Annotated in this window: 25 protein-coding genes; 10 read left to right on the top strand and 15 right to left on the bottom strand. The window is 70.3% G+C overall.

Going from position 1 to position 21,031, the window contains the following annotated elements:
• The first annotated feature begins 9 nt into the window (after positions 1-9).
• Complete coding sequence (locus ACFLIM_RS18540) at positions 10-1,155, top strand: pyridoxal phosphate-dependent aminotransferase (RefSeq protein WP_393166977.1); 1,146 nt, start codon at positions 10-12, stop codon at positions 1,153-1,155.
• Between the two features lie 4 nt (positions 1,156-1,159).
• On the opposite strand, the gene ACFLIM_RS18535 is transcribed toward ACFLIM_RS18540, so the two are convergent.
• Positions 1,160-2,104 (bottom strand): zinc-binding dehydrogenase, encoded by a 945-nt coding sequence (locus tag ACFLIM_RS18535; protein ID WP_393166975.1) that lies wholly within the window; start codon positions 2,102-2,104, stop codon positions 1,160-1,162.
• Positions 2,105-2,169: 65 nt separating this feature from the next.
• Between ACFLIM_RS18535 and ACFLIM_RS18530 the strand changes: the two genes are divergently transcribed.
• Together ACFLIM_RS18530 and ACFLIM_RS18525 are read left to right on the top strand one after the other, a co-directional pair.
• Entirely contained in the window at positions 2,170-2,787 is a 618-nt protein-coding gene (locus ACFLIM_RS18530) for a TetR/AcrR family transcriptional regulator (protein ID WP_393166973.1), read from the top strand.
• A 15-nt stretch (positions 2,788-2,802) separates the two neighbouring features.
• On the top strand, positions 2,803-3,591 hold the full coding sequence (locus ACFLIM_RS18525; protein WP_393166971.1) for a hypothetical protein: 789 nt from the start codon (positions 2,803-2,805) through the stop codon (positions 3,589-3,591).
• Here the strand turns inward: ACFLIM_RS18525 and ACFLIM_RS18520 are convergent.
• The gene (locus ACFLIM_RS18520; protein WP_393166969.1) at positions 3,567-4,019 is read right to left on the bottom strand and encodes an NUDIX hydrolase; all 453 of its coding nucleotides are present in this window, start codon (positions 4,017-4,019) and stop codon (positions 3,567-3,569) included. The two genes, ACFLIM_RS18525 and ACFLIM_RS18520, sit on opposite strands and share 25 nt — an antisense overlap.
• Positions 4,012-4,368: an ArsR/SmtB family transcription factor gene (locus ACFLIM_RS18515; RefSeq protein WP_393166967.1), complete on the bottom strand. Its 357-nt coding sequence runs from the start codon at positions 4,366-4,368 to the stop codon at positions 4,012-4,014. The genes ACFLIM_RS18520 and ACFLIM_RS18515 overlap by 8 nt, the downstream gene beginning before the upstream one ends.
• 33 nt (positions 4,369-4,401) lie before the next feature.
• Here ACFLIM_RS18515 and ACFLIM_RS18510 point away from each other — a divergent pair, with 33 nt between their 5' ends.
• Entirely contained in the window at positions 4,402-5,283 is an 882-nt protein-coding gene (locus ACFLIM_RS18510; protein ID WP_393166965.1) for an LLM class F420-dependent oxidoreductase, read from the top strand.
• Positions 5,284-5,378: 95 nt separating this feature from the next.
• Entirely contained in the window at positions 5,379-6,341 is a 963-nt protein-coding gene (locus ACFLIM_RS18505) for an SDR family NAD(P)-dependent oxidoreductase (protein WP_393166963.1), read from the top strand.
• Positions 6,342-6,376: 35 nt separating this feature from the next.
• On the opposite strand, the gene ACFLIM_RS18500 is transcribed toward ACFLIM_RS18505, so the two are convergent.
• Genes ACFLIM_RS18500 through ACFLIM_RS18490 form a run of 3 tightly spaced genes read right to left on the bottom strand, consistent with a single transcriptional unit; the run spans position 6,377 to position 8,039 of the window.
• Positions 6,377-7,033: a DUF47 domain-containing protein gene (locus tag ACFLIM_RS18500; protein WP_393166961.1), complete on the bottom strand. Its 657-nt coding sequence runs from the start codon at positions 7,031-7,033 to the stop codon at positions 6,377-6,379.
• 49 nt (positions 7,034-7,082) lie between these two features.
• Positions 7,083-7,541, bottom strand: a complete 459-nt coding sequence (locus tag ACFLIM_RS18495) for an inorganic phosphate transporter (protein ID WP_393166959.1) — start codon at positions 7,539-7,541, stop codon at positions 7,083-7,085.
• 12 nt (positions 7,542-7,553) lie between these two features.
• Positions 7,554-8,039 (bottom strand): hypothetical protein, encoded by a 486-nt coding sequence (locus ACFLIM_RS18490; RefSeq protein WP_393166957.1) that lies wholly within the window; start codon positions 8,037-8,039, stop codon positions 7,554-7,556.
• Between the two features lie 190 nt (positions 8,040-8,229).
• Here ACFLIM_RS18490 and purU point away from each other — a divergent pair, with 190 nt between their 5' ends.
• Positions 8,230-9,084, top strand: a complete 855-nt coding sequence (purU, locus tag ACFLIM_RS18485; RefSeq protein ID WP_393166955.1) for a formyltetrahydrofolate deformylase — start codon at positions 8,230-8,232, stop codon at positions 9,082-9,084.
• Between the two features lie 37 nt (positions 9,085-9,121).
• Here purU and ACFLIM_RS18480 read toward each other — a convergent pair whose 3' ends face one another.
• From ACFLIM_RS18480 to ACFLIM_RS18465, 4 genes are all read right to left on the bottom strand, one after another.
• Positions 9,122-9,772, bottom strand: coding sequence for a DUF6461 domain-containing protein (locus ACFLIM_RS18480; RefSeq protein ID WP_393166953.1), 651 nt, complete (start codon positions 9,770-9,772; stop codon positions 9,122-9,124).
• 323 nt (positions 9,773-10,095) lie between these two features.
• Positions 10,096-10,443 (bottom strand): VOC family protein, encoded by a 348-nt coding sequence (locus ACFLIM_RS18475; protein WP_393166951.1) that lies wholly within the window; start codon positions 10,441-10,443, stop codon positions 10,096-10,098.
• A gap of 4 nt (positions 10,444-10,447) precedes the next feature.
• Complete coding sequence (locus tag ACFLIM_RS18470; protein WP_393166949.1) at positions 10,448-11,239, bottom strand: helix-turn-helix domain-containing protein; 792 nt, start codon at positions 11,237-11,239, stop codon at positions 10,448-10,450.
• A 10-nt stretch (positions 11,240-11,249) separates the two neighbouring features.
• Positions 11,250-13,307: a prolyl oligopeptidase family serine peptidase gene (locus tag ACFLIM_RS18465; protein WP_393166947.1), complete on the bottom strand. Its 2,058-nt coding sequence runs from the start codon at positions 13,305-13,307 to the stop codon at positions 11,250-11,252.
• A 281-nt stretch (positions 13,308-13,588) separates the two neighbouring features.
• On the opposite strand from ACFLIM_RS18465, the gene ACFLIM_RS18460 reads away from it, so the two are divergent.
• The 3 genes from ACFLIM_RS18460 (at position 13,589) to ACFLIM_RS18450 (ending at position 15,315) form a co-directional block, all read left to right on the top strand.
• Positions 13,589-14,095, top strand: a complete 507-nt coding sequence (locus ACFLIM_RS18460) for an HNH endonuclease (protein ID WP_393167357.1) — start codon at positions 13,589-13,591, stop codon at positions 14,093-14,095.
• A gap of 140 nt (positions 14,096-14,235) precedes the next feature.
• Positions 14,236-15,060, top strand: coding sequence for a GNAT family N-acetyltransferase (locus ACFLIM_RS18455; RefSeq protein WP_393166945.1), 825 nt, complete (start codon positions 14,236-14,238; stop codon positions 15,058-15,060).
• A gap of 57 nt (positions 15,061-15,117) precedes the next feature.
• Complete coding sequence (locus ACFLIM_RS18450; protein ID WP_393166942.1) at positions 15,118-15,315, top strand: FmdB family zinc ribbon protein; 198 nt, start codon at positions 15,118-15,120, stop codon at positions 15,313-15,315.
• Here ACFLIM_RS18450 and ACFLIM_RS18445 read toward each other — a convergent pair.
• The 4 genes from ACFLIM_RS18445 to ACFLIM_RS18430 form a co-directional block, all read right to left on the bottom strand.
• Positions 15,312-16,169 (bottom strand): serine hydrolase, encoded by an 858-nt coding sequence (locus tag ACFLIM_RS18445; RefSeq protein ID WP_393166940.1) that lies wholly within the window; start codon positions 16,167-16,169, stop codon positions 15,312-15,314. The two genes, ACFLIM_RS18450 and ACFLIM_RS18445, sit on opposite strands and share 4 nt — an antisense overlap.
• A 67-nt stretch (positions 16,170-16,236) precedes the next feature.
• On the bottom strand, positions 16,237-16,731 hold the full coding sequence (locus ACFLIM_RS18440; RefSeq protein ID WP_393166937.1) for a helix-turn-helix transcriptional regulator: 495 nt from the start codon (positions 16,729-16,731) through the stop codon (positions 16,237-16,239).
• Between the two features lie 85 nt (positions 16,732-16,816).
• Complete coding sequence (gene ilvD, locus ACFLIM_RS18435) at positions 16,817-18,682, bottom strand: dihydroxy-acid dehydratase (protein ID WP_393166934.1); 1,866 nt, start codon at positions 18,680-18,682, stop codon at positions 16,817-16,819.
• 106 nt (positions 18,683-18,788) lie between these two features.
• Entirely contained in the window at positions 18,789-19,571 is a 783-nt protein-coding gene (locus ACFLIM_RS18430; RefSeq protein WP_393166931.1) for a thioesterase family protein, read from the bottom strand.
• Between the two features lie 95 nt (positions 19,572-19,666).
• On the opposite strand from ACFLIM_RS18430, the gene ACFLIM_RS18425 reads away from it, so the two are divergent.
• Entirely contained in the window at positions 19,667-20,401 is a 735-nt protein-coding gene (locus ACFLIM_RS18425) for a TetR/AcrR family transcriptional regulator (protein ID WP_393166929.1), read from the top strand.
• 91 nt (positions 20,402-20,492) lie between these two features.
• Here the strand turns inward: ACFLIM_RS18425 and ACFLIM_RS18420 are convergent, their stop codons facing one another.
• Positions 20,493-21,017: a hypothetical protein gene (locus ACFLIM_RS18420; RefSeq protein WP_393166926.1), complete on the bottom strand. Its 525-nt coding sequence runs from the start codon at positions 21,015-21,017 to the stop codon at positions 20,493-20,495.
• Positions 21,018-21,031 lie beyond the last annotated feature (14 nt).

Genomic DNA, 21,031 nt, shown 5'->3' with positions numbered 1-21,031 from the left:
GGTGCAGTCATGCGGCCCAATTCCCGGTTCGCGCAGGTGCAGCCGATCGGCCTCGACGAGGTGGCGGCCGCGGCCGGGGACGATCCCGACGTGCTGCGGCTGGAGAACCTCGACACCGACGTACCACCCCCGCCCGTCGCCGTCGCCGCCACCAGGGAGGCATTGGCGGAGATGACGGGCAACAGTTGGTTGCCGTTGACCGGGTTGCCGGCGTTGTGCGAGGCGGTGGCGGCCGACCTGCGTGTGCGTACCGGGCTGGACTTCGACCCGCTGCGCCAGGTGGTGATCACTTCGGGCGGCACGTCGGCGGTCATGCCGGTGTTGCTCGCCACCACCGAGCCGGGCGACCCGGTGGTGCTCACTGACCCCACGTACGCCGGGCTGCTCCAGCGGGTACGCCTGGCGGGCGCGCGGCCGTACCTGGTGCCGTTGCGGGTGGACGGCGGGCACTGGCGGCTGGACCGCGAGGCGCTCGACCGGGTGCCCGCGGCGGCGGCGCTGCTGCTGATGAGCCCCTCGATGCCGTCGGGGGTGGTCTTCGACCGGGCCGACTGGGAGGCGGTTGCCAGGGTCTGCGAGCGTACCGGCGCGTACCTGATCTACGACGCGGCCATGGAGCGCATCGTCTTCGACGGCCATCCGCGGGTCAACCCGTGCCAGGTGGACGGGCTCGCCGGGCGTACGATCATCGTCGGCTCCGTGTCCAAGGAATACCGCATGATCGGCTGGCGGATCGGCTGGGTCGCGGGTCCCGCGGACATCATGTCGCGGATCATGGTGGCGGCCATCTACAACACGACGGTGGCCAGCGGGTTCCACCAGCTCGGCGCCGCCGCCGCGGTCAAGGAGCCGTCGGGGGTGGCGGAGGCGGTGGCCGAGTACCAGGCCCGCCACGACACCGTCATCCAGCAGCTCGACGGGCTGCCGGTGGTGCGGGCGGGCGGCGGCTGGTCCTGCCTGGTGGACGCCGAGGCCATGGGGCTGACGGCGGCCGACCTGTCCGCGCGCCTCCTCGAACGCGGCCGCGTCGCCGCCACCCCCATGACCGCATGGGGCGAGACGGTCGCCCCCCGGTACGTGCGCCTGGTCTTCAGCAACGAGCCCGTCAAGCGCCTGGCCGAGCTGCGTGCCCGGTTCGAGGCCGCCCTGGCGTGAGCTCCTACCGGTTCGCGGCCGCCATCGGGATGAGCAGGGTCTTGCCGGTGACCGCGCGCGCCTCGATGGCGGCGTGCGCCGCGGCGGCGGACTCCAGGGGGGGCGTGGCGCCGATCGTGGTGCGCAGGCGGCCGGCGGCGGCCTCCTCCATGGCCGCCATGGCCAGCTCGCGCAGGTCCGTCCATGGCCAGGCGACGGCCGTCACGCGCGGGTCCGGCGTGGTCATCGGGCCGCCCGCCATGCCGTACACGCTCAACCTGCCGCCGTCCTTCAGCAGCCGTTGGGAGGCCGCGCCGATCCCGCCGCCGACCCCGTCGAAGACCAGGTCCAGGCCGCCTGTAGCGGTGCGTACCAGGTCTGTCCAGCCCGGGTCGGTGTAGTCGACCGTCAGCTCGGCGCCCAGGCTCGCGGCCAGCTCGCGCTTGGCCGCGCTACTCGCCGCGCCGGCCACGCGGGCCCCGGCGGCGCGGGCGAGCTGCACGAGCAGGCTGCCCACGCCGCCGCCGGCGGCCTGCACCAGCACCCACTCGCCCGGCCGCGGCGCGGCGGCGCGGATCAGGCCCACGGCGGTACGCCCGTCGGCCAGCAGCGCCACGGCGACCTCCGGTGACAACTTCTCGGGCAGGGGGATGAGCTCGTCGGCGGCGGCCACCGCCAGCTCCGCATAACCGCCGTAACCGCCCAGCGTGCTGACCACCCGCGTGCCGGTCAGCGCTCTGTCCACGCCCTCGCCCACGGCGAGCACGGTTCCCGCGACTCCGTTGCCCAGGATCGCGGGCAACTCGGCGCGCCGCGGGCCTCGATCCGCGCGTACCTGGGTCTCCACGAACGTGACGCCCGCCACGGACACCTCCACCAGCACCTGCCCGGGTCCGGGAACCGGATCCGGCACCTCCTCCACGACCAGCGCCTCCGGGCCGCCGTACTGCCTCAGGACCACCGCACGCATGACATGCCTCCCGTTATTCGGAGCGATTCGCTCCGAAATTGTAGCCTGGCAATATCCTGTACGGCATGGCGAGACGCGGCAGGCAGGCCGAGGCGGCGCGAAACGATCTGCGGCTGTTGCGGGCGGCGCACGAGGTGTTCACGACGCAGGGGTTCGACGCGCCCGTGTCGGCCATCGCCAAGGAGGCGGGCGTGGGCATGGGCAGCCTCTACCGCCGCTACCGCACCAAGGAGGAGCTGCTCCAGCGCCTGTGCCTGATCGCCATGGAGCGGGCCGTCGAAGCGGCCGAGGCAGGCATGGCCGAGGCGGATCCGTGGGACGGCCTGGCTCTTTACGTGCGCACCTGCGTGGCCAACAGGTCGGGCGCGCTGGCGCCGGTCGCGGGCACCATCGAGGTCACCGACGAGATGTGGCGCACCTCGCGCAAGGCCACCGAACTGGCCGGCGGGCTCATCGCCAGGGCGCGCGAGGCCGGAGTGCTCAGGAGCGACGTGACCACGCTCGACATCTCGCTGCTCATGGAGCAGTTCAGCCGCCCGGCCCCCGATCGGGAGCAGCCGAACGTCAAGGCGCGCCTGCTGACCATCGCGCTCGACGGGCTGCGCGCCCCGGGCGCCTCTGAGCTGCCCGATGAACCGCCGAGCATGGAGTGGTACGAAGCGCGCTGGGGGAGTGCCCCGTAGGTCTACGGTTGAGGTGTGGGCTTCAACGAGCTGCTCAAGGACCTTGATCACAGTGCCAGCGCCCAGGCCGCGGGTATCAGACGCGGCTATGGCGGGCCCCCTGCCCGTACGGTGTGCGTGCGATCGGGCCTGGCGCGGCTGCGCTGTGCCTCCCTCCTCAAGCCCCTCTACGCCTGGGTGAGCGCGGCCCACATTCCCGACGCCGACCGGTGGCGCCGCCATGCCGAGCCCGCCGTGGTCATCTCCTCCAACGCCGACACGCTCAACCTGTGGCTCGCCGTCGGCCCGCGCGTCATCCTCGACGACCTCCGCCAGCGCACCGGCGTCGCCTGGTCGCCGCCGAACGGCGACCCTTCGCGGTTCGGGTCCGTGGAGGTGGCGGCCGACGAGGTGGCGACCGCCTACGCGGTGCTCGCCCAGGCCGCCGCCGCGGGCGACCCGGTCGCGGGGACCATTCTAGAGTGGATGCGGCAGGTCGGGACGTCTCAGGCGTTCGGGGCTCGCGAGGCGCTCAAGTCGCCGGAGGCCGGGGTCAAGTGCGGCTGGTACGGCGCGCCCGACGAGACCTGCCTGCGTACGCATGCCGTGGCCGTCCTGCCCCGGGGCGGCACCAGGGCCACCGTGGTGGTCGGGATGACCGCGCTGCCCTATACCGACCTGCGCGAACGCGGGATCTACCAGGACAAGGTGGCCAAGGGGCTGTCGGTGGAGGCCGAGCACGAGAAGGTGGCGGGGGCGCTGCTGCGCGGGCTGCTGACGACGGCGCTGGCCGAGCTGGGTCACTCCCCAAGGGATGGCGGCTGACCCACTACGAGGGTCTCGACGACCTTTGCCAGGTTCGGCGGCTCTACTCGCTCGGGCAGCTGTTCGGCCCACTCGTAGCCGCGGAAGGCGTGGCGTTCTTCCTCGGTGAGGTCTCCGGGGTCCACTTCCGGCCGAACCCCATCGAACCTGGCGAGAAAGAACGGTTCGGTCTTCACGTACCGGACGCCGAGCCACGAGAAGTCGCGTGCGACCTCGACGAACCGATCCAGCACGGCCGAGCCCGGCAGTCCGGTCTCCTCGGTCAGCTCCCGCCTGGCCGCCTCCAGCGCCGTCTCGCCCGGATCGATCCCGCCGCCCGGCGGCTCCCAGACGTCCATCCGGCTGACGGGGTCGTACCAGTGCATGAGCAGCACCCTGCCGTCGCGATCGAGGCAGACGACGCGCGCGGCGGGCCGGCGGTCAGCCATCCTTTTCCTCGTCGAGGACCAGCCCCAGGAGGCCGGGGAAACGGTCGTCGAACTCGGCGCGCCGCAGGCGGTTGAGCCGGCGGGTGCCCTCGTCGCGTTGTTCGAGCAGGCCGACGTTGCGCAGCACCGAGAAATGGTGGCTGAGCGTGGACTTGGCCACCGCCAGGTGGGCGAACGTGCCGCACGGCCGCGTCCAGTCGGGTACGTCGGCCAGTTCGCGGACGATGCGGCGGCGCACCGGGTCGCCCAGCGCGTCGAGGGCGGCCTGGAGGGAGACCTCGAGGGGCGAGGTGTGGGTCAGGTTGCGCGTCCTGTTCGACTGCGGTCGAACATCCGTGTAGTGTTCCATCTCGATCGAACATCCTACGCGAGGGGAGCGGCCGTGGACATCGGGCGCGTTGGAGTGTGGCATCCGACTCTGAGCAAGGTCCCGGCCGAGGAAGCGCGACGGGCGGCGGCGCGGATCGAGGAGCTGGGCTACGGCTCGATCTGGGTCAACGAGGGCTTGGGCAGCAAGGATCCGTTCGCCGTGTCCGCGATCCTGCTGGCGGCCACCGAGCGCGTCGCCGTCGGCACCGGCATCGCCAACCTCTGGGCCCGAGACGCCACGTCCATGGCGGCGGCAGGGGTCACGTTGACCGAGGCATATCCAGACCGTTTCCTGCTGGGCATAGGAGTCAGCCACGGCCCGCTGGTCTCCTACCGAGGCCACGACTACACCAAGCCGCTGAGCACGATGCGCACCTACCTGGACGCCATGGACCAGGCGGAGGAGATCCTCCCCAAGGCCAAGCCACGCAGGATCCTGGCGGCGTTGAGACCGAAGATGCTGGAGCTCTCACGAGAGCAGGCAGACGGCGCCCACTCCTATTTCGTCCCCCCGGAGCACACCTCCCAGGCCCGCCAGATCCTCGGCCCCGACCGCCTCCTGATCCCGGAGCAGGCGGTCGTCCTCGAGTCCGACGCCACCCGCGCCCGCGCGATCGCCCGCACCCACATGGCCTACTACCTGACGTTGCCCAACTACCTCAACAACCTGCGCACGCTCGGCTACACGGACGCCGACTTCGCGGACGGCGGCAGCGACCGCCTGACGGACGCCATCGTGGCCTGGGGCGACGCGGGCGCCATCACCAAACGGGTCCAAGCCCACCTGGACGCGGGCGCCGACCACGTCGCCCTCCAACCGCTCTCCCCAGACGCCCCAAACCTCGCCGACGCCCTCACCCAACTGACCCACCTCGCCCTGCCTCTCGGCCTGTAGTGCCCGTACCGGCGCTGCCGGTTCGTGGCGTTGCGCTGTACTTCGGCGGTGCCGCGTTTGACCTGGAGTGCGCTCTAATTCGTAACGTTGGCTTCATGACAACGCCGCAACACAAGATCGGGTCGGGTTTCGGAGCCAGGAGCACTGCGGACGACGTGCTCCAAGGGATCGATCTGTCGGGAAAGCTGGCGATCGTCACCGGCGGCTACTCGGGCCTCGGGCTGGAGACCACGAGGGCACTGGCTCGCGCCGGTGCGCACGTCATCGTCCCCGCCCGCCGTCCCGACACAGCGCAGGAGGCGGTCGGAGGCATTGACGGGGTCGAAGTCGACGAGCTCGACCTCGCCGACCTGGACAGCGTGCGCCGGTTCGCCGAGCGTTTCCTCGCCACCGGCCGCAATGTCGAGATCGTCATCAACAACGCCGGGATCATGGCCTCGCCGGAGACCAGGGTCGGTCCCGGGTGGGAAGCACAGTTCGCGACCAACCACCTCGGCCACTACGCGCTGGTCAACCGCCTCTGGCCGGCGATCGCACGAGGCCAGGGACGGGTCGTGGCCGTCTCGTCCGGGGGTCACCGCCGCTCGGGCATCCGGTGGGACGACGTCCAGCTCGAGCGGGGTTACGACAAGTGGCAGGCGTACGGGCAGGCGAAGACCGCGAACATCCTGTTCGCCGTACAACTCGACCTGCTGGGCCGGGACGCGGGGGTACGCGCGTTCTCGCTGCACCCCGGCTCCATCCTCACCCCGCTGCAGCGCCACCTCGCCAAGGAGGAGATGGTCGCCGCGGGCTGGATCGATGAGGAGGGCAACGCGCTGGACCCCGCGTTCAAGACGCCCGAGCAGGGCGCGGCCACGCAGGTGTGGGCGGCGACGTCACCGCAGCTGGCGGGCATGGGCGGCGTCTACTGCGAGGACTGCGACATCGCCGAGCGCTTCACGGAGGGCGCACCGTCGGGGGTGCGCGACTACGCGATCGACCCCGGGCAGGCGGCCCGCCTGTGGACGTTGTCCGCCGAGCTCACCGGCGTCAACGCCTTCGCCCTAACGCCCTGACCGCTGCTCCACATGCGGCCCACCGGCGCCCGTCGTCACCGTTTCATGGCGCCGTCGGCGATGGCGTCCGCCGCGTCGCCGATGGCCACACCGACGATCTCCAGGCGGCGTACCAGCTCTCGCTCCTTCATCGCGTCCGGCGTGAGCTCGCCGGAGAAGATGCGCGAGATCTCGTACTGGTACATCCGCCGGATGGCCCCACCCGCCTTCTTCGCCTCCAGGGCGTCCTGGACCACCACGGAGGGGCGGGAGGCGAGGTCGCGGACGGCGTTCTCGAGGGCGTCGATGCCGACGATGACCTGGTCGAGCAGGGGAGTGAAGCGGATCTGGTCCGGCACGCGGTAGAGGTGGGACTCGCGTACGAAGTCTCGCAAGGAGTCCAGCACGTCGTCGATCGAACGCGACAGCCGGAACAGGTCCTCGCGGTCGATGGGCGTGATGAGGGCCGTCTTGAGCTCGTCGATGAGGCGGGCGCGTTCTTCGTCGCCGAGGTGCTCGATCGAACGCATCTGCTCGTGCGCCCCCGTCCTGCCCACCTCGCCGCCGATCATGGCCATCGCCAGCCAGGCGCCTTCCTTGGTGGCTTGGAGCTGCCCGAGCAGGGCCTCCGTGAGCGCGCTGTCCATGCGACCGGTCATGAGGTCCCGGATCCGCCGCAGCCGCTTCACCGCCCGGCCGCCTTCGAGCAGCAACGGCCCTTCACATCCGCACTCACGCTTGCAATGCCTCCATCAGTTACCTTCACGGGAGCTCCATGCCCGCGAACCCCTTCACGAGCGCGGCCAGCCCCCAGCCGAGCAAGCCGCTGGCCGGCAGCGTCAGCAGCCAGGCTGCGACGATCTTGCCCGCGGCGTACCAGCGAACCCGGCCGCCGCCCTGCGCCACGCCGGCGCCGATGAGCCCGCCGGCGATGGCCTGGGTCATGCTCACCGGCATACCCACGGCAGCGCACGCGATCACCGCCGCACCCGCGGCCAGCTCGGCCGCGACTCCGTGCGGGGGTCTGGAGGCGATGATCTCCCGGCTGAGCGTACGGCCTGCTTTGGGGAGGCCGTACAAGGTGCCGAACGCGAACAGAGCGGCCGCCAGCGACGTGTACGGCAGCGGCGCGTCCGAGAAGCCGAACGCGATCATGAACACGGCGAGCATCTTCTGCGCGTCGTTGGCCGCGTAGGCGAGGGTCTGCAGCAGGAACCCCACCCAGTGCCAGCGCTACAGCCCCCGCGCCGTGGTCACTACCACCAGCACCCGGATGAGCACCCAGGCCAGCAACCCGCCCGCGATGGGCGCCGCCAGCCCGAACGCCAGCACCAGCACCACCGACCCGGGCGAGACCGGCAGCCCCCACCCCAGCCCCGCCCCGGTGAGACCGCCGACGACGGCCAGGGTGAGGCTGGTCGGACGGCCCTTGGCGCTGAGCACGGCCACCACGGCCAGCGACGAGATCACCGCGATCGTCATCGCGATCTTGCCGCCGGGATCGTCGAAGGTGGCCAGCCTCGTCACGAACGTCAGTGCCACCCGATGCGTGACCAGCGGAATGACCGCCACCAGCAGCGCGAGGACGAGAATGCCGGTCACCGGGCGTACGGTGGGCAGCTTGAGCCCGGTCGCGAGGAGGGCGCCGCCGTCGTTGATCCCGGACACGACGGCGAAAAGGACAGCGACCACGACCAGTACGACGGCATCCAAAGGCACGCATCCCATCCCAACCCGCCCGGCTCAGCCGAGGCAAGCCCGATAACGCCGTCCACGGCGAACAGCCGCGAGACCGAACGCGCGTCGCCAACCCGTCGCTCCAGGTAATCTCGATCCTGGCCGGCGACCTGTACTCTGCCCAGACCAGCCGCAAGGCACCCAACGATCCCACGTCCGCGAGAGTGAAGGCATGACCAGTCCCGCCGAATACGTCCTGACACTGTCCTGCCCCGACCGCCCCGGTGTGGTGGCCGCCGTCTCCGGCCTGCTGGCCGGGCACGCATGCAACATCATCGAGAGCCAGCAGTTCGGCGACAGGATCGGACAGCGCTTCTTCATGCGCGTACAGTTCGCGGGACCCTTGAGCGAAGACGAGCTCAACACGGCCTTCGCCACGCTCGCCCCGGACTTCGCCATGGAGTTCAGGCTGCGCGACGTGGCCAGGAAGCCGCGGGTGCTGATCATGGTCAGCAAGTTCGACCACTGCCTGAACGACCTGCTCTATCGCGTCAGGTCGAAGGCCCTGGACATCGAGATCGTCGCGGTCGCCTCCAACCATCCCGACCTGCGTCCGCTCACGCAGTCGTACGGGATCGACTACCACCACCTGCCGATCACGCCCGAGACCAGGGCCAGGCAGGAGGCCGAGGTGCTGGCGCTGGTGGAGCACTATCAGGTGGACCTGTTGGTGCTGGCCCGCTATATGCAGGTGCTTTCCGAGGGCCTCTGCGAGAAGCTGGCGGGCCGGGCCATCAACATCCACCACTCGTTCCTGCCGTCGTTCAAGGGCGCCAAGCCCTACCACCAGGCACACAACCGCGGCGTCAAGCTCATCGGCGCCACCGCCCACTACGTGACCTCCGACCTGGACGAAGGGCCGATCATCGAGCAGGAAGTGGCCAGGGTCAACCACAGCCACTCGCCCGAGGACCTGGTGGCGATCGGGCGGGACGTGGAGTGCGTGGCACTGGCCAGGGCGGTCAAGTGGCACGCCGAGCAGCGCGTGCTACTGGACGGCCACAAGACCATCATCTTCCCCCGCTAGACCCGCTTGTCGGCTCGTGGCCGGTTCACCGTGGTGGTCAGTCGGCGATGGCGCCTACGAGCAGGGGCCCGTTCAGCAAGTCGGCCGTGAACGACACTCCGGTGATCTTGGCCGCCAGGGAGAAGGCCCTTGCAAGGCCGTTGTGCGACATGTCCTCCCATCTCGTTTCCCAAGTATCGTCACCGTCCTCCTCCGGAGGCAGCCCGACCTCACGCATGAGCCGGTTGAGCCGATCCTTGTCGCTGCCGTGCCGATCGCTGGGCATGATCGGCCGGAAGCTGGTGACGACGTCGCCGTCGACCGCGTAGCTGAAATCGTCTTCCGCGTAGTCGTGCCGAGCGACGGTCACCACCTCGCACCCCTCGGACAGCCGCGCCAGCACCTCCGGCAGCGCCGCCTTCCAGCCCCACAGCTCGACCGCGACGCACCACTCGCCGGCCAGGATCGCCCCGACGTAGCCGCCGCCATCCCCGCCGTCGGTCTTCTGGACGAACTCGTAGACCACTTCGTCTAGCTCGGCGAAGCTCATCTCCCGTCCCGGAGGCTCGGCCGGGCCGAAGCGGCGTAGCGCCTCGTCGGGACCGAGCCCGCGTAAGAAGGAGATGCAGTAAATGTCGTTGAGGGGATTGGCCGGGTTTCCGTTGGAGGCCTGCAGCCAGCGGTATGAGGCCAGCGGATCGGTCGTCATGCCGCCAGATACTGGCAGGCGCCACCGACAGAACGGCCCGCGTTCCCTAGCCGATGACGACGACCAGTTTCCCCCTCATATGTTCGTGCCGCTGGGCGACACGGCTCCGGGGCTCTGGCGGCGCTACCTGAGCATGATCTTCGACGGCCTCCGCCCGGAAGCCGCTCACCCGCTGCCCGTCCCCGCCCCACGCTCCCTGGCCCCGCCCGACGGACCCGCCTCCACGGCTCCATGACCCGACCGGCCTCCGGACCAACTGGCCGCGCGTGATCGGTCAGATGGGGCCGATGAGCGGCGGCCCCGATCGTCCGACCTTCAAAGGCTCACGGCCGGTACGTCCCGAAGTACCAGGGATTGCCCTCCGGATCCTTGCAGCCGTACTCGCGAGACCCGTAAGGCTGGTCCACCAGCCCCATCGTGATCTCGGCCCCCGCGGCCCTGGCCTGATCGTGGTGGGCGTCCACGTCGTCCACCGCGACGTAGATCCCGGGCCCGCCCGACTTACCTTCGCCGATCATGATCAGGTCGTCGCCGACCAGCAGCTCGGCGTGGTTGACCACGCCGGAGTCGTTCTTGGACACCTCGTGCACCCGGAATCCGAACGCGCTGGTCAGGAAGTCGATCCCGGCCTGGCAGTCCTGGTAACGGGCTAGTGCGTACACGGTTCGCATGGCCTCAGGATGCCCGCTGGGGCTCCTCGGGTCTTGGACGAATCTGACCGGGCGTCGTGTCGCCGAGCACCCGGAACTCGCGATTCATGTGCGCCTGATCGTAGAAGCCGCAATCCGCCGCCACCCGCGCGATGGAATCACCCGACCGCAACAGCCGCATGGCCCTCGAGAACCTGATCACCCGAGAAGCCGTCTTCGGCGGTAGCCCGATCTGGTCCTGGAAACGGGCGACGAGATGGCGATGGCTCCAGCCGAGCGACTCCGCCAGCGAAGACACACCCAGCCGGCCGCCCGACTCCAGCAGCCGCGCCCACGCCCACGGCAGCTCAGGGCCGAGCGAAGGCCCGGACAGGATGCGCTCGGTCAGGATGCGCTCGGTCAGCGTCAGCCGGTCCCGCCACGACAGCGTCGAGGCCAGCCGGTCCACCACCATGTCCGCCCACGGCCCGAGCAGGTCGCCGACCGGCACCACGAGGTTCGTCAGGTGCCGCATCGGCACGTCGTACAGCCTCCTGGCCCCGAACGGCGTGAGCACCACCTCCACACCCTCACAAGGCCCCACCGTGCGAGTGACGGTGAACCGGTCACCCAGCCCGCCCGAGAACGCCGTGACCCGCTGCCCGCCCGCCTCCATCGGCGCGCCGAACGCCAGGATCAGCACGGCCCCCGGCATGGCCATCTCGGACCGGGTCACCGGCGAGCCGTAGTCCTCGCGGTACGCGCACAGCCGCGTCACATAGGGCCGCAGCGCAGCGCTGGGCGCGGCCTCGACCATGGCCAGCCCCAGCGTGCTCATGCTTTCGAGACTATAGGCCGGTGTGCCGCGCGAGGAAGGTCAGCACGTCGGCCGACAGGTCGACCGTCCTGCTCACCGAACGAGCGCCGTGCCCGACCTCGGCCTCGTTGCGCAGCAGCACCGGCCGCTCGGCCGTCGAGGCGTGCTGCAGCGCCGCGCACATCTTCCACGCGTGCAGCGGGTGCACGCGCGTGTCGGACTGGAAGACGGTGAAGAGCGTCGCGGGGTACGGCACCGACTCCTGTACGTGGTGATATGGCGAGTAGGCCCGCAACCAGCCGAACTGCTCGGAATCCTCGGCGGAGCCGTATTCGACGTTCCAGGTGGCGCCGAGCCCGAACTGCTCATATCTGATCATGTCGAGCAGCGGCGCCGAGCAGACGACGGCGGCGTAGAGCTCAGGGCGTTGCGTGAGCGCGGCACCGACCAGCAGGCCGCCGTTGGAGCCACCGGAGATGCCGAGCTGCCCGGCCGTGGTCACGCCGGTGGCGATGAGGTGCTCGGCGGCGGCGTGGAAGTCGTCGAACACGTTCTGCTTGTTGGCCAGCATGCCCGCGCGGTGCCACTCCTCGCCCTCCTCGCCGCCGCCGCGCAGGTTGGCGATCGCGTAGACGCCGCCGGCCTCCACCCAGGTCAGGATCGAGGCGGAGTAGCCGGGGGTCTGGGACAGGCCGAAACCGCCGTAGCCGTACAGGATCGTGGGCCGCGGCCCCGGCGTGTCGTCGGCGGGAGAGATGATCAGCATGCGGACGTCCGTGCCGTCCTTGGACTGGTAGACGACCTGCGAGGTGCGCACCGGCGGCACCTCGACCGCGCCGGGGGAGGCCGCCCAGAGCGTCGTCTCGCCCGTCCTGGCGTCGTAGCGCTGGATGGAGGGCGGCGTGGTGTTGTCGGTGTAGCCGAACCACGCCTCGTGGCCGCCCTCCGGACGCTCAGCGATGCCGCCGATCGAGCCGAGCCCAGGCGTGGGCACCTCGCCGACGCGCTCGCCGGTCTCCAGGTCGTGCACGGTGATCTCGCTGATCGCGTGGCGGGTCCAGCCCACCAGCATGACCGGGCGCTCCAGGTCGTCGAGGATCGCGAAGTCGCTCAGCACCGCCTCGGGGTCCTCGGGGATCAGATCGCGCCAGGTCTCGAAGCCGGGCTCGGCCGGGTCGGTGACGCACACCCTGGCCCTGGGCGCGTCGCGGTCGGTGTGCACGTAGAGCCTGCCGTCGCGGCCGAACACCAGCCCGGACTGCGCGTCCACGCCCTCCTGTACGACCTTCAGCTCCGGCCGGTCGATCGGGGACGCGGTCAGGTCGGCCACCCAGATGTCGTTGCGCGGCGCGGTGCCCTCGTGCGCCGACACCTGCAGCCAGCGGCCGTCGCGCGACACCGAGACGCCGTAGTAGTTGGTCATCTTCAGGCCCTGCCCGAAGAGCATCTTGTCGTCTTCGGTGGAGGTGCCCACGCGGTGCAGGTAAACGCGGCGGTGGAACTGTGTCTCGTTCTCCGGCACCTCGGTGCTCGGCAGCCTGCGTACGTAGTAGAACGCCTCGCCGCCGGGTAGCCACGCGATGGGGGAGTAGCGGCAGCGGTCGATCGGCCCCTCGACCCGCTCCCCCGTCGTGACGTCCATCACGTAGAGGATCGACTCCTCGTCGCCGCCCACCGAGATCTGGTACGCCAGCAGCCGCCCCTCCTTGTCGGGCTGCACCGCGTCCAGTGTGGTCAGGCCGGAGGGGTCGAGCTCCATCGGGTCGATCAGCGCCCGCTCTGTCCCGTCGGGCTCGACGACGTAGTAGACGGCGTGCTCCTGGTCCGGCGTGCGCCGGATGAAGAAGTGGCGGCCGCCGCGCCAGGACGGCGTGCCCACGGAGCCCGACCTGAGCAGCTCGGCGATCCGGCTCTTGAACCGCTGCGGCCCCCGGCGCTCGGCGTACAACTCGGCCTGCGCGAGCAGCCATCCCTTGGTCTCCGGACTGTCGGGATCCTCGAGCCACCGATAAGGGTCGGGCACGGGCGTTTCATGCAGGAGGTCGACGGTGTTTTCGCGGCGTGCGGTCGGGTAGAGCTCTCGCGTCATGCAGGAACCCTACTGCCAATGAGCATGCGTAAAGCCCTGGTGAAGCGGGCATAAAACGTATCGTGCGTCCCTCTAGTCATTCCGGCTGGAGGTTTTGGGGTGGCGGGGACCACGGTGCAAACGCCAGACTTGGTGACAGGACGGTGCCGTGGTGACCATCCGCTGGACCGTCCGGCGGAGGTCCACGTGACGGAAGCACGAGTGCCCCAGGAGGGGCCGACAGGCGGGACATGCCGCGGCATGTCCCCTTTGATACGCGCGCAGCAGGGAGAGGCCCGATGATGCGCCAAGTCCTGCTGCTTAATGCCACCTATGAGCCACTGACTACTCTCTCGCTGCACCGCGCCATCGTGCTCGTGCTGCGGGAGAAGGCCGACGTCGTCCACCGTGACGGCAGGGGCGCGGTGCTGCGCTCCGCGAGCTGCACGCTCGACGTCCCCTCGGTGATCAGGCTCCGAAGATATGTCCGTATCCCCTACCGGTCGCGCATCCCCCTGACCAGGGCCGCTCTCATGCGGCGCGACGACTACCGCTGCGCCTACTGCGGCCAGCGGGCCGAGACCATCGACCACGTCATCCCCCGGTCCAGGGGTGGCGCGCACACGTGGGAGAACTGTGTCGCCTCCTGCACCACGTGCAACCACAGGAAGGCCGACAAGTACCTCGAGGAGCTGGGGTGGACGCTACGCGTCAGCCCCGCGGTCCCACGGGGCGCCCACTGGCGGCTCATCGGCGCGTCGCTCGTCGGAGACCCCCTGTGGGCACCGTACTTGGAGGCGGCCGCCTGACACGCGGGGGGCTTGCCCCCCGCGACCCCCCCAAAAAAAGGCATGGAAGAGGCGTTTTGTCTGCGCGGGGAGCGAGCTCCCCGCGCTGTCAGGCACCGGGGGGAGCGAGCTCCCCCCGGTGCCTGACAGCATGAGCAGGCATGTGGACCTTTACCTCGGACGTTGGGGAATATGCTGCGGTCGCCGAGCCCTTCCTGCTCGGCGACCCGGTGGGTAACACCGTCCCGCTGACCATCCTGGCCAACCTGAGGGCGGGCATGCCTGCCAAGGATCCCTACTTCGGCTGGTGGACGGTCGATGGCGAGGTGCTCGGCGCGGTGTTCCGCACGCCGCCGCATCCCGTCGGGCTCACCGGCATGCCCGTCGAGGCCGTCGCGCCGTTGCTGGAGGCGCTCGGCGTCGTCCACGCGGTCGTCGGTCTGCTGAGGCTGGCGGAGGAGATCATCCGGTTACGGGGGACGCCCGACAGGGTGGTGTCGGAGCGGCTCTACCGCCTCGGCCCGCTCGCCGTCCCCGACGTGCCCGGTCACGGCAGGCAGGCTGTTCCGGCCGACTTCCCGTTGCTGGTCAGCTGGTATCAGGCCTTCGGCGACGAGGTGATGCTCGGCCAGGGCGAGGACGTGGCCGAGCGGGTCGCGCAGCGGCTGGCGGCCCGCGAGCTGTTCGTGTGGGAGGCCGGTGGGGCGCCGGTCTCGCTCGCCGCGCTCTCCCCGGCGGCCGGCGGGGTCTGCCGCGTCGGTCCCGTCTACACGCCCCCCTCATGCCGCAGGAACGGCTACGGCGCCGCCGTCACGGCGTTCGCCAGCCAGGTCGGGCTGGCGGAGCGCTGCGAGCAGGTCGTCCTCTTCACCGATCTGGACAACCCCACGAGCAACGCCATCTACCAGGCGATCGGCTACCAGCCCGTCTCCGACTACGCCCACATCACTTACGGCGGGCCGCGTTCAACGGTCCGCCGCAGCTAGCGGAGTCTGCGGCTACGGCGGGCCGCCTCCAGCGGAGTGTGCGGCTACGCTTAGCTCATGCCGCGATACGACTTCCGCTGCCGCGCCTGCGGCTCCACATTCGAGGTGTCCCGCCCCATGTCGGCCTCCGACGCCCCGGCGGCCTGCCCGGAGGGGCACGACGACACGGTGAAGCTACTGTCCACGGTGTCCATGACGGGCAGCGCGGCCGCACCCAGGGCCGGCGGCTGCTGTGGCGGAGGCTGCTGCTCCTAGGCGGTCGTGACCGGGGTCCGCGTCAGCGCGTCCACCGCCAGCCGGGCGAGCCGCTCGACGGTGGCGATCCCCGTCTCCATGCTCGGGCTCCGTTCCGACAGCACCGCGATCAGCAGCTCATGACCGTGTACGCCGAGCCGCCCCACGCTGTTGACCGTCCACAGGCCGTCATGCACGTGGGCGGGCAGCCACCCGTTCTTGAGCGCCACCTCGCCCCCGGCCGCGCTGACACCCCACGCCTGCGACGGGTGCACGGACGACATGAGCTCCAGCGCATAGCGCCGGTTGCGGGCCGACACGGGTCCTTCGGGATCGGTGAGCCGCTCCAGGACCTTGACCTGGTCCGACGGCCGGCTGCGGGTCCAACCCCAGTAGAGCCCTGATCCCAGCGAGGTGTGCTCGACACCCAGCCGGTGCAGGACCCTGGTCAGCCCGTCCCGCCCGCCGATCCTCATGTACAGCTCGTGCGCGCAGTCGTTGTCGCTGTGGCGGATCATCCCGGAGGCCAGCCTGCGCTCGTAGGCGTCCAGGCCTCGGGGCCGGTGCAGGAGCAGGGCCAGCAGGATGTCCACCTTGGCCACGCTGGCCAGCATGAAGGGCGTGCGCTCGCGGAAGGCGTACCTGGCTCCGGTGGTCCGGTCGTAGACGGCCAGCGTCGCGCGGCCGGGACGGCGGCGCAGGTAACGGTCCAGCGAGCGGTCGAGAGCGCGCCGCGCGGCCACGGGCAGCGCGCTCTCGACGACGACCCCGCCCGGCTGCGGGACCGGGACGGCCGGGCGCGGCGTCGTGATCGAGGTGCCAGAGCCGGGCACGAGGAGCAGGGCGGCGAAGAGCGAGATCCCCCGAACGCGCATGTCCGGGAGCCTGCCACCCGCCACCCCAACGTCCGGGGTTCCGGCCGGTCAAGCCTCGGCCAGTTTCCTACGCGGCCCTGGGGCGCCTGCGGCGCTGGAACGGCAGGAACCGGTCGGCCAGGTGCGGACGGGACGGCGTGAGCGTGGGCTCGACCGCGATGATCCGGTCGAACCTGAACGCCCTGATCGCCCGGCGCATCCTGCACACCCCGACCAGATACCAGTATTCGCGGTGGACCAGGCACGTCACCGGCTCGACGTCACGAGCGGTGATGTTGCCGGAGGCGTCTCGGTAGTGCAGGCGGACCATGAGACGGCTGGTGATGGCGTCGGCCATGAGCCTGGCCCTGGAGGCGACCTCCACGGGCAGCGGCTCGGTCAGTGTCGCGAGCGTGGTGGCGATGACGTCGTCGTCGAGCTCCAGGTGCTCGAATGCGTGCTGTAGGCCGCGCCTGGCGGTGACGGCCTGCGGGCCTGATCCGAGGTGGGCGAGGGAGAGGGCGAGGGCGGCGATCTCGGCGGTCGTCAGCGGGCGAGTATCGTGCTTCACGACTGTCGTCATACCCCAAGAATAGGGACGACCACCGACAATTTTCGAAAACCTGTGCGGCAGGCGAGAACCCCCGTCGCCCGCCGCACAGGCCGTGTCAGCGCGAAAGCTGCGACAGGTCGCGCGAGGCGCCCGTGGAGGCGGAGGTCGTCATCGCCGCGTACGCCTGCAGCGCCACGCTCACCGGCCGGTTGCGGTCGCGCGGCCGGTAGCCGCCCAGGTCGGCCAGCAGCCGCTCGCGCCGCGCGGCCAGTTCGGCCTCGGGCACCCGCAGCTCCAGCGTCCGGTTGGGGATGTCGATGTCGATCAGGTCGCCGTCCTCGACCAGCGCGATCGCGCCACCCTCCGCCGCCTCGGGCGAGGCGTGCCCGATCGACAACCCGGACGTGCCACCGGAGAAGCGGCCGTCGGTGACCAGCGCGCACACCTTGCCGAGCCCCCTGCCCTTCAGGAACGACGTCGGGTAGAGCATCTCCTGCATGCCCGGACCGCCCTTGGGGCCTTCGTAGCGGATGACCACCACGTCGCCCTCCTTGACCTGCCCGCCGAGGATGCCCTCGACCGCCTGCTCCTGCGACTCGAACACCACCGCCGGCCCGCTGAACTTCCAGATCGACTCGTCCACCCCGGCCGTCTTCACCACCGCGCCGTCACGCGAGATGTTGCCGTAGAGGACCGCCAGCCCGCCGTCCACCGAGTACGCGTGCTCCAGGTCCCTGATGCACCCGGCCGTGCGGTCGAGGTCGAGGTCGTCCCACCGGTTGTCCTGCGAGTACGGCTTGACCGTGCGCACGTTGCCAGGAGCCGCGTGCCACAGCTCGACGGCCTCGGGCAACACGGACGGCGACTGCACGTCCCAGGAGGCCAGCAGGTCGGCCAGCGTGCCGCCGTTCACGGTGGGCACGTCGCGGTGCAGCAGCCCGGCCCGGTCGAGTTCGCCCAGGATGGCCGGGATGCCGCCCGCGCGGTGGACGTCCTCGACGTGGTATTTGCTCGTCGCGGGGGCCACCTTGCACAGGCACGGCACCCGCAGCGAGATCTCGTTGATCTCCTTGAGCCCGAAGTCGACCTCGGCCTCGCGGGCCGCGGCCAGGATGTGCAGGATCGTGTTGGTCGAGCCGCCCATCGCCACGTCGAGCGTCATCGCGTTCTCGAACGCCTCGCGGGTCGCGATCGAGCGCGGCAGCACCGACTCGTCGCCGTCCTCGTAGTAGCGGCGGGTGATCTCCACGAGCTGCCTGCCCGCGTCCTCGAACAGCTGCTTGCGCGCCTTGTGCGTGGCCAGGATCGTGCCGTTGCCCGGCAGCGCCAGGCCGATGGCCTCGGCCAGGCAGTTCATCGAGTTGGCGGTGAACATGCCCGAGCACGAGCCGCAGGTCGGGCAGGCGCTCTCCTCCATCTCCAGCAACTCGGCGTCGGAGACGGAGTCGTCGGCGGCGGCGATCATCGGGTCGATCAGGTCGAGCTTCTTGCCCGGCGTCGCTGTGTTGTTTTGCGCGCCTCCGACACGACCTGCCTCCATGGGCCCGCCCGAGACGAAGATCGTCGGGATGTTCAGCCTGAAGGCGGCCAGCAACATCCCCGGCGTGATCTTGTCGCAGTTGGACACGCAGATCAGCGCGTCCGCGCAGTGGGCGTTGACCATGTATTCCACGGCGTCGGCGATCAGCTCGCGCGACGGCAGCGAGTAGAGCATGCCGCCGTGTCCCATCGCGATGCCGTCGTCGACCGCGATGGTGTTGAACTCGCGGGGAATCGCCCCCGCCTCCCTGATCGCCGCGGACACCACGTCGCCGACCTCGCGCAGATGCACGTGACCAGGCACGAACTGGGTGAAGCTGTTGGCTACGGCGATAATGGGCTTGCCGAAGTCGCTCCCGGCTACGCCGGTCGCCCGGAGCAGGGCCCGGGCACCGGCCATGTTCCTGCCGTGGGTGACTGTACGTGACCTGAGGGCGGGCATTGGGCATCTCCCATCGCTAGCGAGTCTTCCCATGGTACGACCACCGCCCGGTAACTGAGACGCCTGTCCACACCTCGGACAGTCGATGATCTACCACCGGCCTGGTCTAGGCGGGCAGCCGGACGGCGGCGAGCTGGGTCGCCTGGGCCACCAGACGACCCTTGTCGTCCCACACATGGGCCACCTCGTCCATCCGGTCGCCGCCGACGTCCGTGGCCGTCAGTCGCACCCTGATCGGGCCGGGCGCGGGCAACCTGCGGATGTACGCCGACAGCTGGATCGTCGGCACCCAGCCCGACAGGCCCAGGTCGAACGAGACCGGCGGCACCGGGTCGCACGCCACCAGCAGGCTCAGCGGGTCCCAGTCGGAGCCGTCGGCCAGCCGTTGCCAGGTTGCGATGACGCCGCGCCTGGAGGGCGCCCCGAAGGCGAAGGCCAGGTGGCCGGGGTCGATGCGCTCCTCGACCACGGCCATCAGCGGCACCGGGAAGCTCGCGCCAGGAGGATCGATGGGGGCCAGGAAGCAGTCCTGCTCGGGAGGGAGCTCCACGGGCTCGTGCGACGACCACCAGGGGTCCGAGTCGTCCAGCAGGCCGAGCGTGATGTGCGCCTCGACCCGGGTCCTGCCGTCCTGCACCAGCGCGGCCCTGACCTGGGCCACGCTCCTGCCCACCCGCAGCGTCTCCACCCGCGCGACGGCCTCGCCGGGCTCGGGCGGCTCGACGAAGGAGCCGCTGACGGCTGTCACATGCGGATGCCCGGCGCCCGCCGCGCTCTCGCAGGCGGCCCGGCCCAGCACCGCCAGCAGGTAACCGCCGTGCAGCCGGGTGCCGACGCTCCACTGGGCGTCCAGCACGGCGCCGAACTCGCCCTCGCCCCGGGCGGTCAATGCGGTTGCTTCCCGAAAAGTCCCCATTTTTCGTAAATCCCTTCCGCAGGAGCTCAGATTGACATCGCTAACCTGACGGCGTCAACCTGAGATCCATGACCACCAGACGCGTACGCGCCAGGCGCGGAGAGGGGCTGCTGCTGCGGGAGGAGATCCTGCGCGCGGCCGAGGACCTGCTGGCCGAGTCCGGCACCGAGGACGCACTCACGCTGCGCGCGGTCGCCCTGCGAGCCCGGGTGTCCACGCCCTCGGTCTACCTGCACTTCGCCGACAAGGAGGCGCTCGTCGAGGCGGTCTGCATGCGGGTGTGGGACGACCTCGGCAGGCTGTTCACCGAGAACCTGGGTGGCGACCCGTTCCTCGCGCTTGGCAAGTGCGGCCGCGCGTACGCCCGGTTCGCCCTCGACCATCCGGTCCAGTACCGCGTGCTGATGATGCGGCCGTCAACCGGGCCCGGCGTGCCCCCGGCCGCCGCCGAATGCTTCCGCCACATGGTGAACGCGGTCTCGGCCTGCGTAGAGACCCGCGTGCTCGAAGGCGATCCTGAGGAGCTCGCGCTGGGCCTCTGGTCGGCCGTGCACGGCTGCGCCTCCCTGCTCATCGCCCAGCCGTCGTTCCCGTGGCCGCGCGACAGGGAGGCGCTGATCGACCACATCGTGCGCATGGCCGGATTCGGCACCGCGCTGTATTCGCGCCTCCCGCAGACGCTCCCGCCGAGCGCGGAGCTGGTCGCCGAACTGGACGACTTCGGCGTACGGCTGGCGGCCCACAAAAAGAGAGCCCGCGGGGACGAGCCCCACGGGGAAGCGGACCTCGACGGCGGAGGGTGATCGAGCGCCATGACGAGCAGGGCGAACACCTGGCGGGTGCGGTCCAGCACCCGAAGTGTTCGCCCTGCTCGTCACTCTGTCGCCTGCTGCATCAGGCAGGGAGAGCTGCCCAGGACGCGCAGTTCGCAAAATCCCCCGTCGCCGGGAAGTTGATGTCGCCCGCAGCGGTCGCGACGGTGCACTGGGTGGTGTAAATACCGGCGGCGGTCCGCGCGGTGATCCGCAGGGCGTCGGTCGCGGCGACTGGAGGCGTTCCCGCGAGAGGAGCAGTCGCGGGATCGCCTTCGGTCACGGTGATGTTGATGACGTAACCATTCTGGCTGTTCGGCACGTTTCTGAGACTCAGCCAGCGGTCTCCGGCCGCGTTCCGAGGATCATGGATCCACGGCACGCCAGCGTTGGCTGAGACGCGGAAGACCGTCGGCGCTGTGTCCCCCGTGAGGACGATGCCGACGGAGTCGAGGTCCTGGTACGCCGACGGCTTATGAATCATCGATCCGGTCGTGTTCGCTTGGTGCTCGGCGAGGTCGGCCTTCGTCGTGGTGGTGGCACTGGCCATGGCCACCGAACCGGACGATACGACCGTTCCACAGGCCATCGCCGTCGCGATGGCCAATACCCGCAGGCGAC

The organism is Nonomuraea marmarensis (assembly GCF_043197025.1).
GTDB classification, from domain to species: Bacteria; Actinomycetota; Actinomycetes; order Streptosporangiales; family Streptosporangiaceae; genus Nonomuraea; species Nonomuraea marmarensis.
This window is presented reverse-complemented; position numbering and strand designations above follow the sequence as displayed.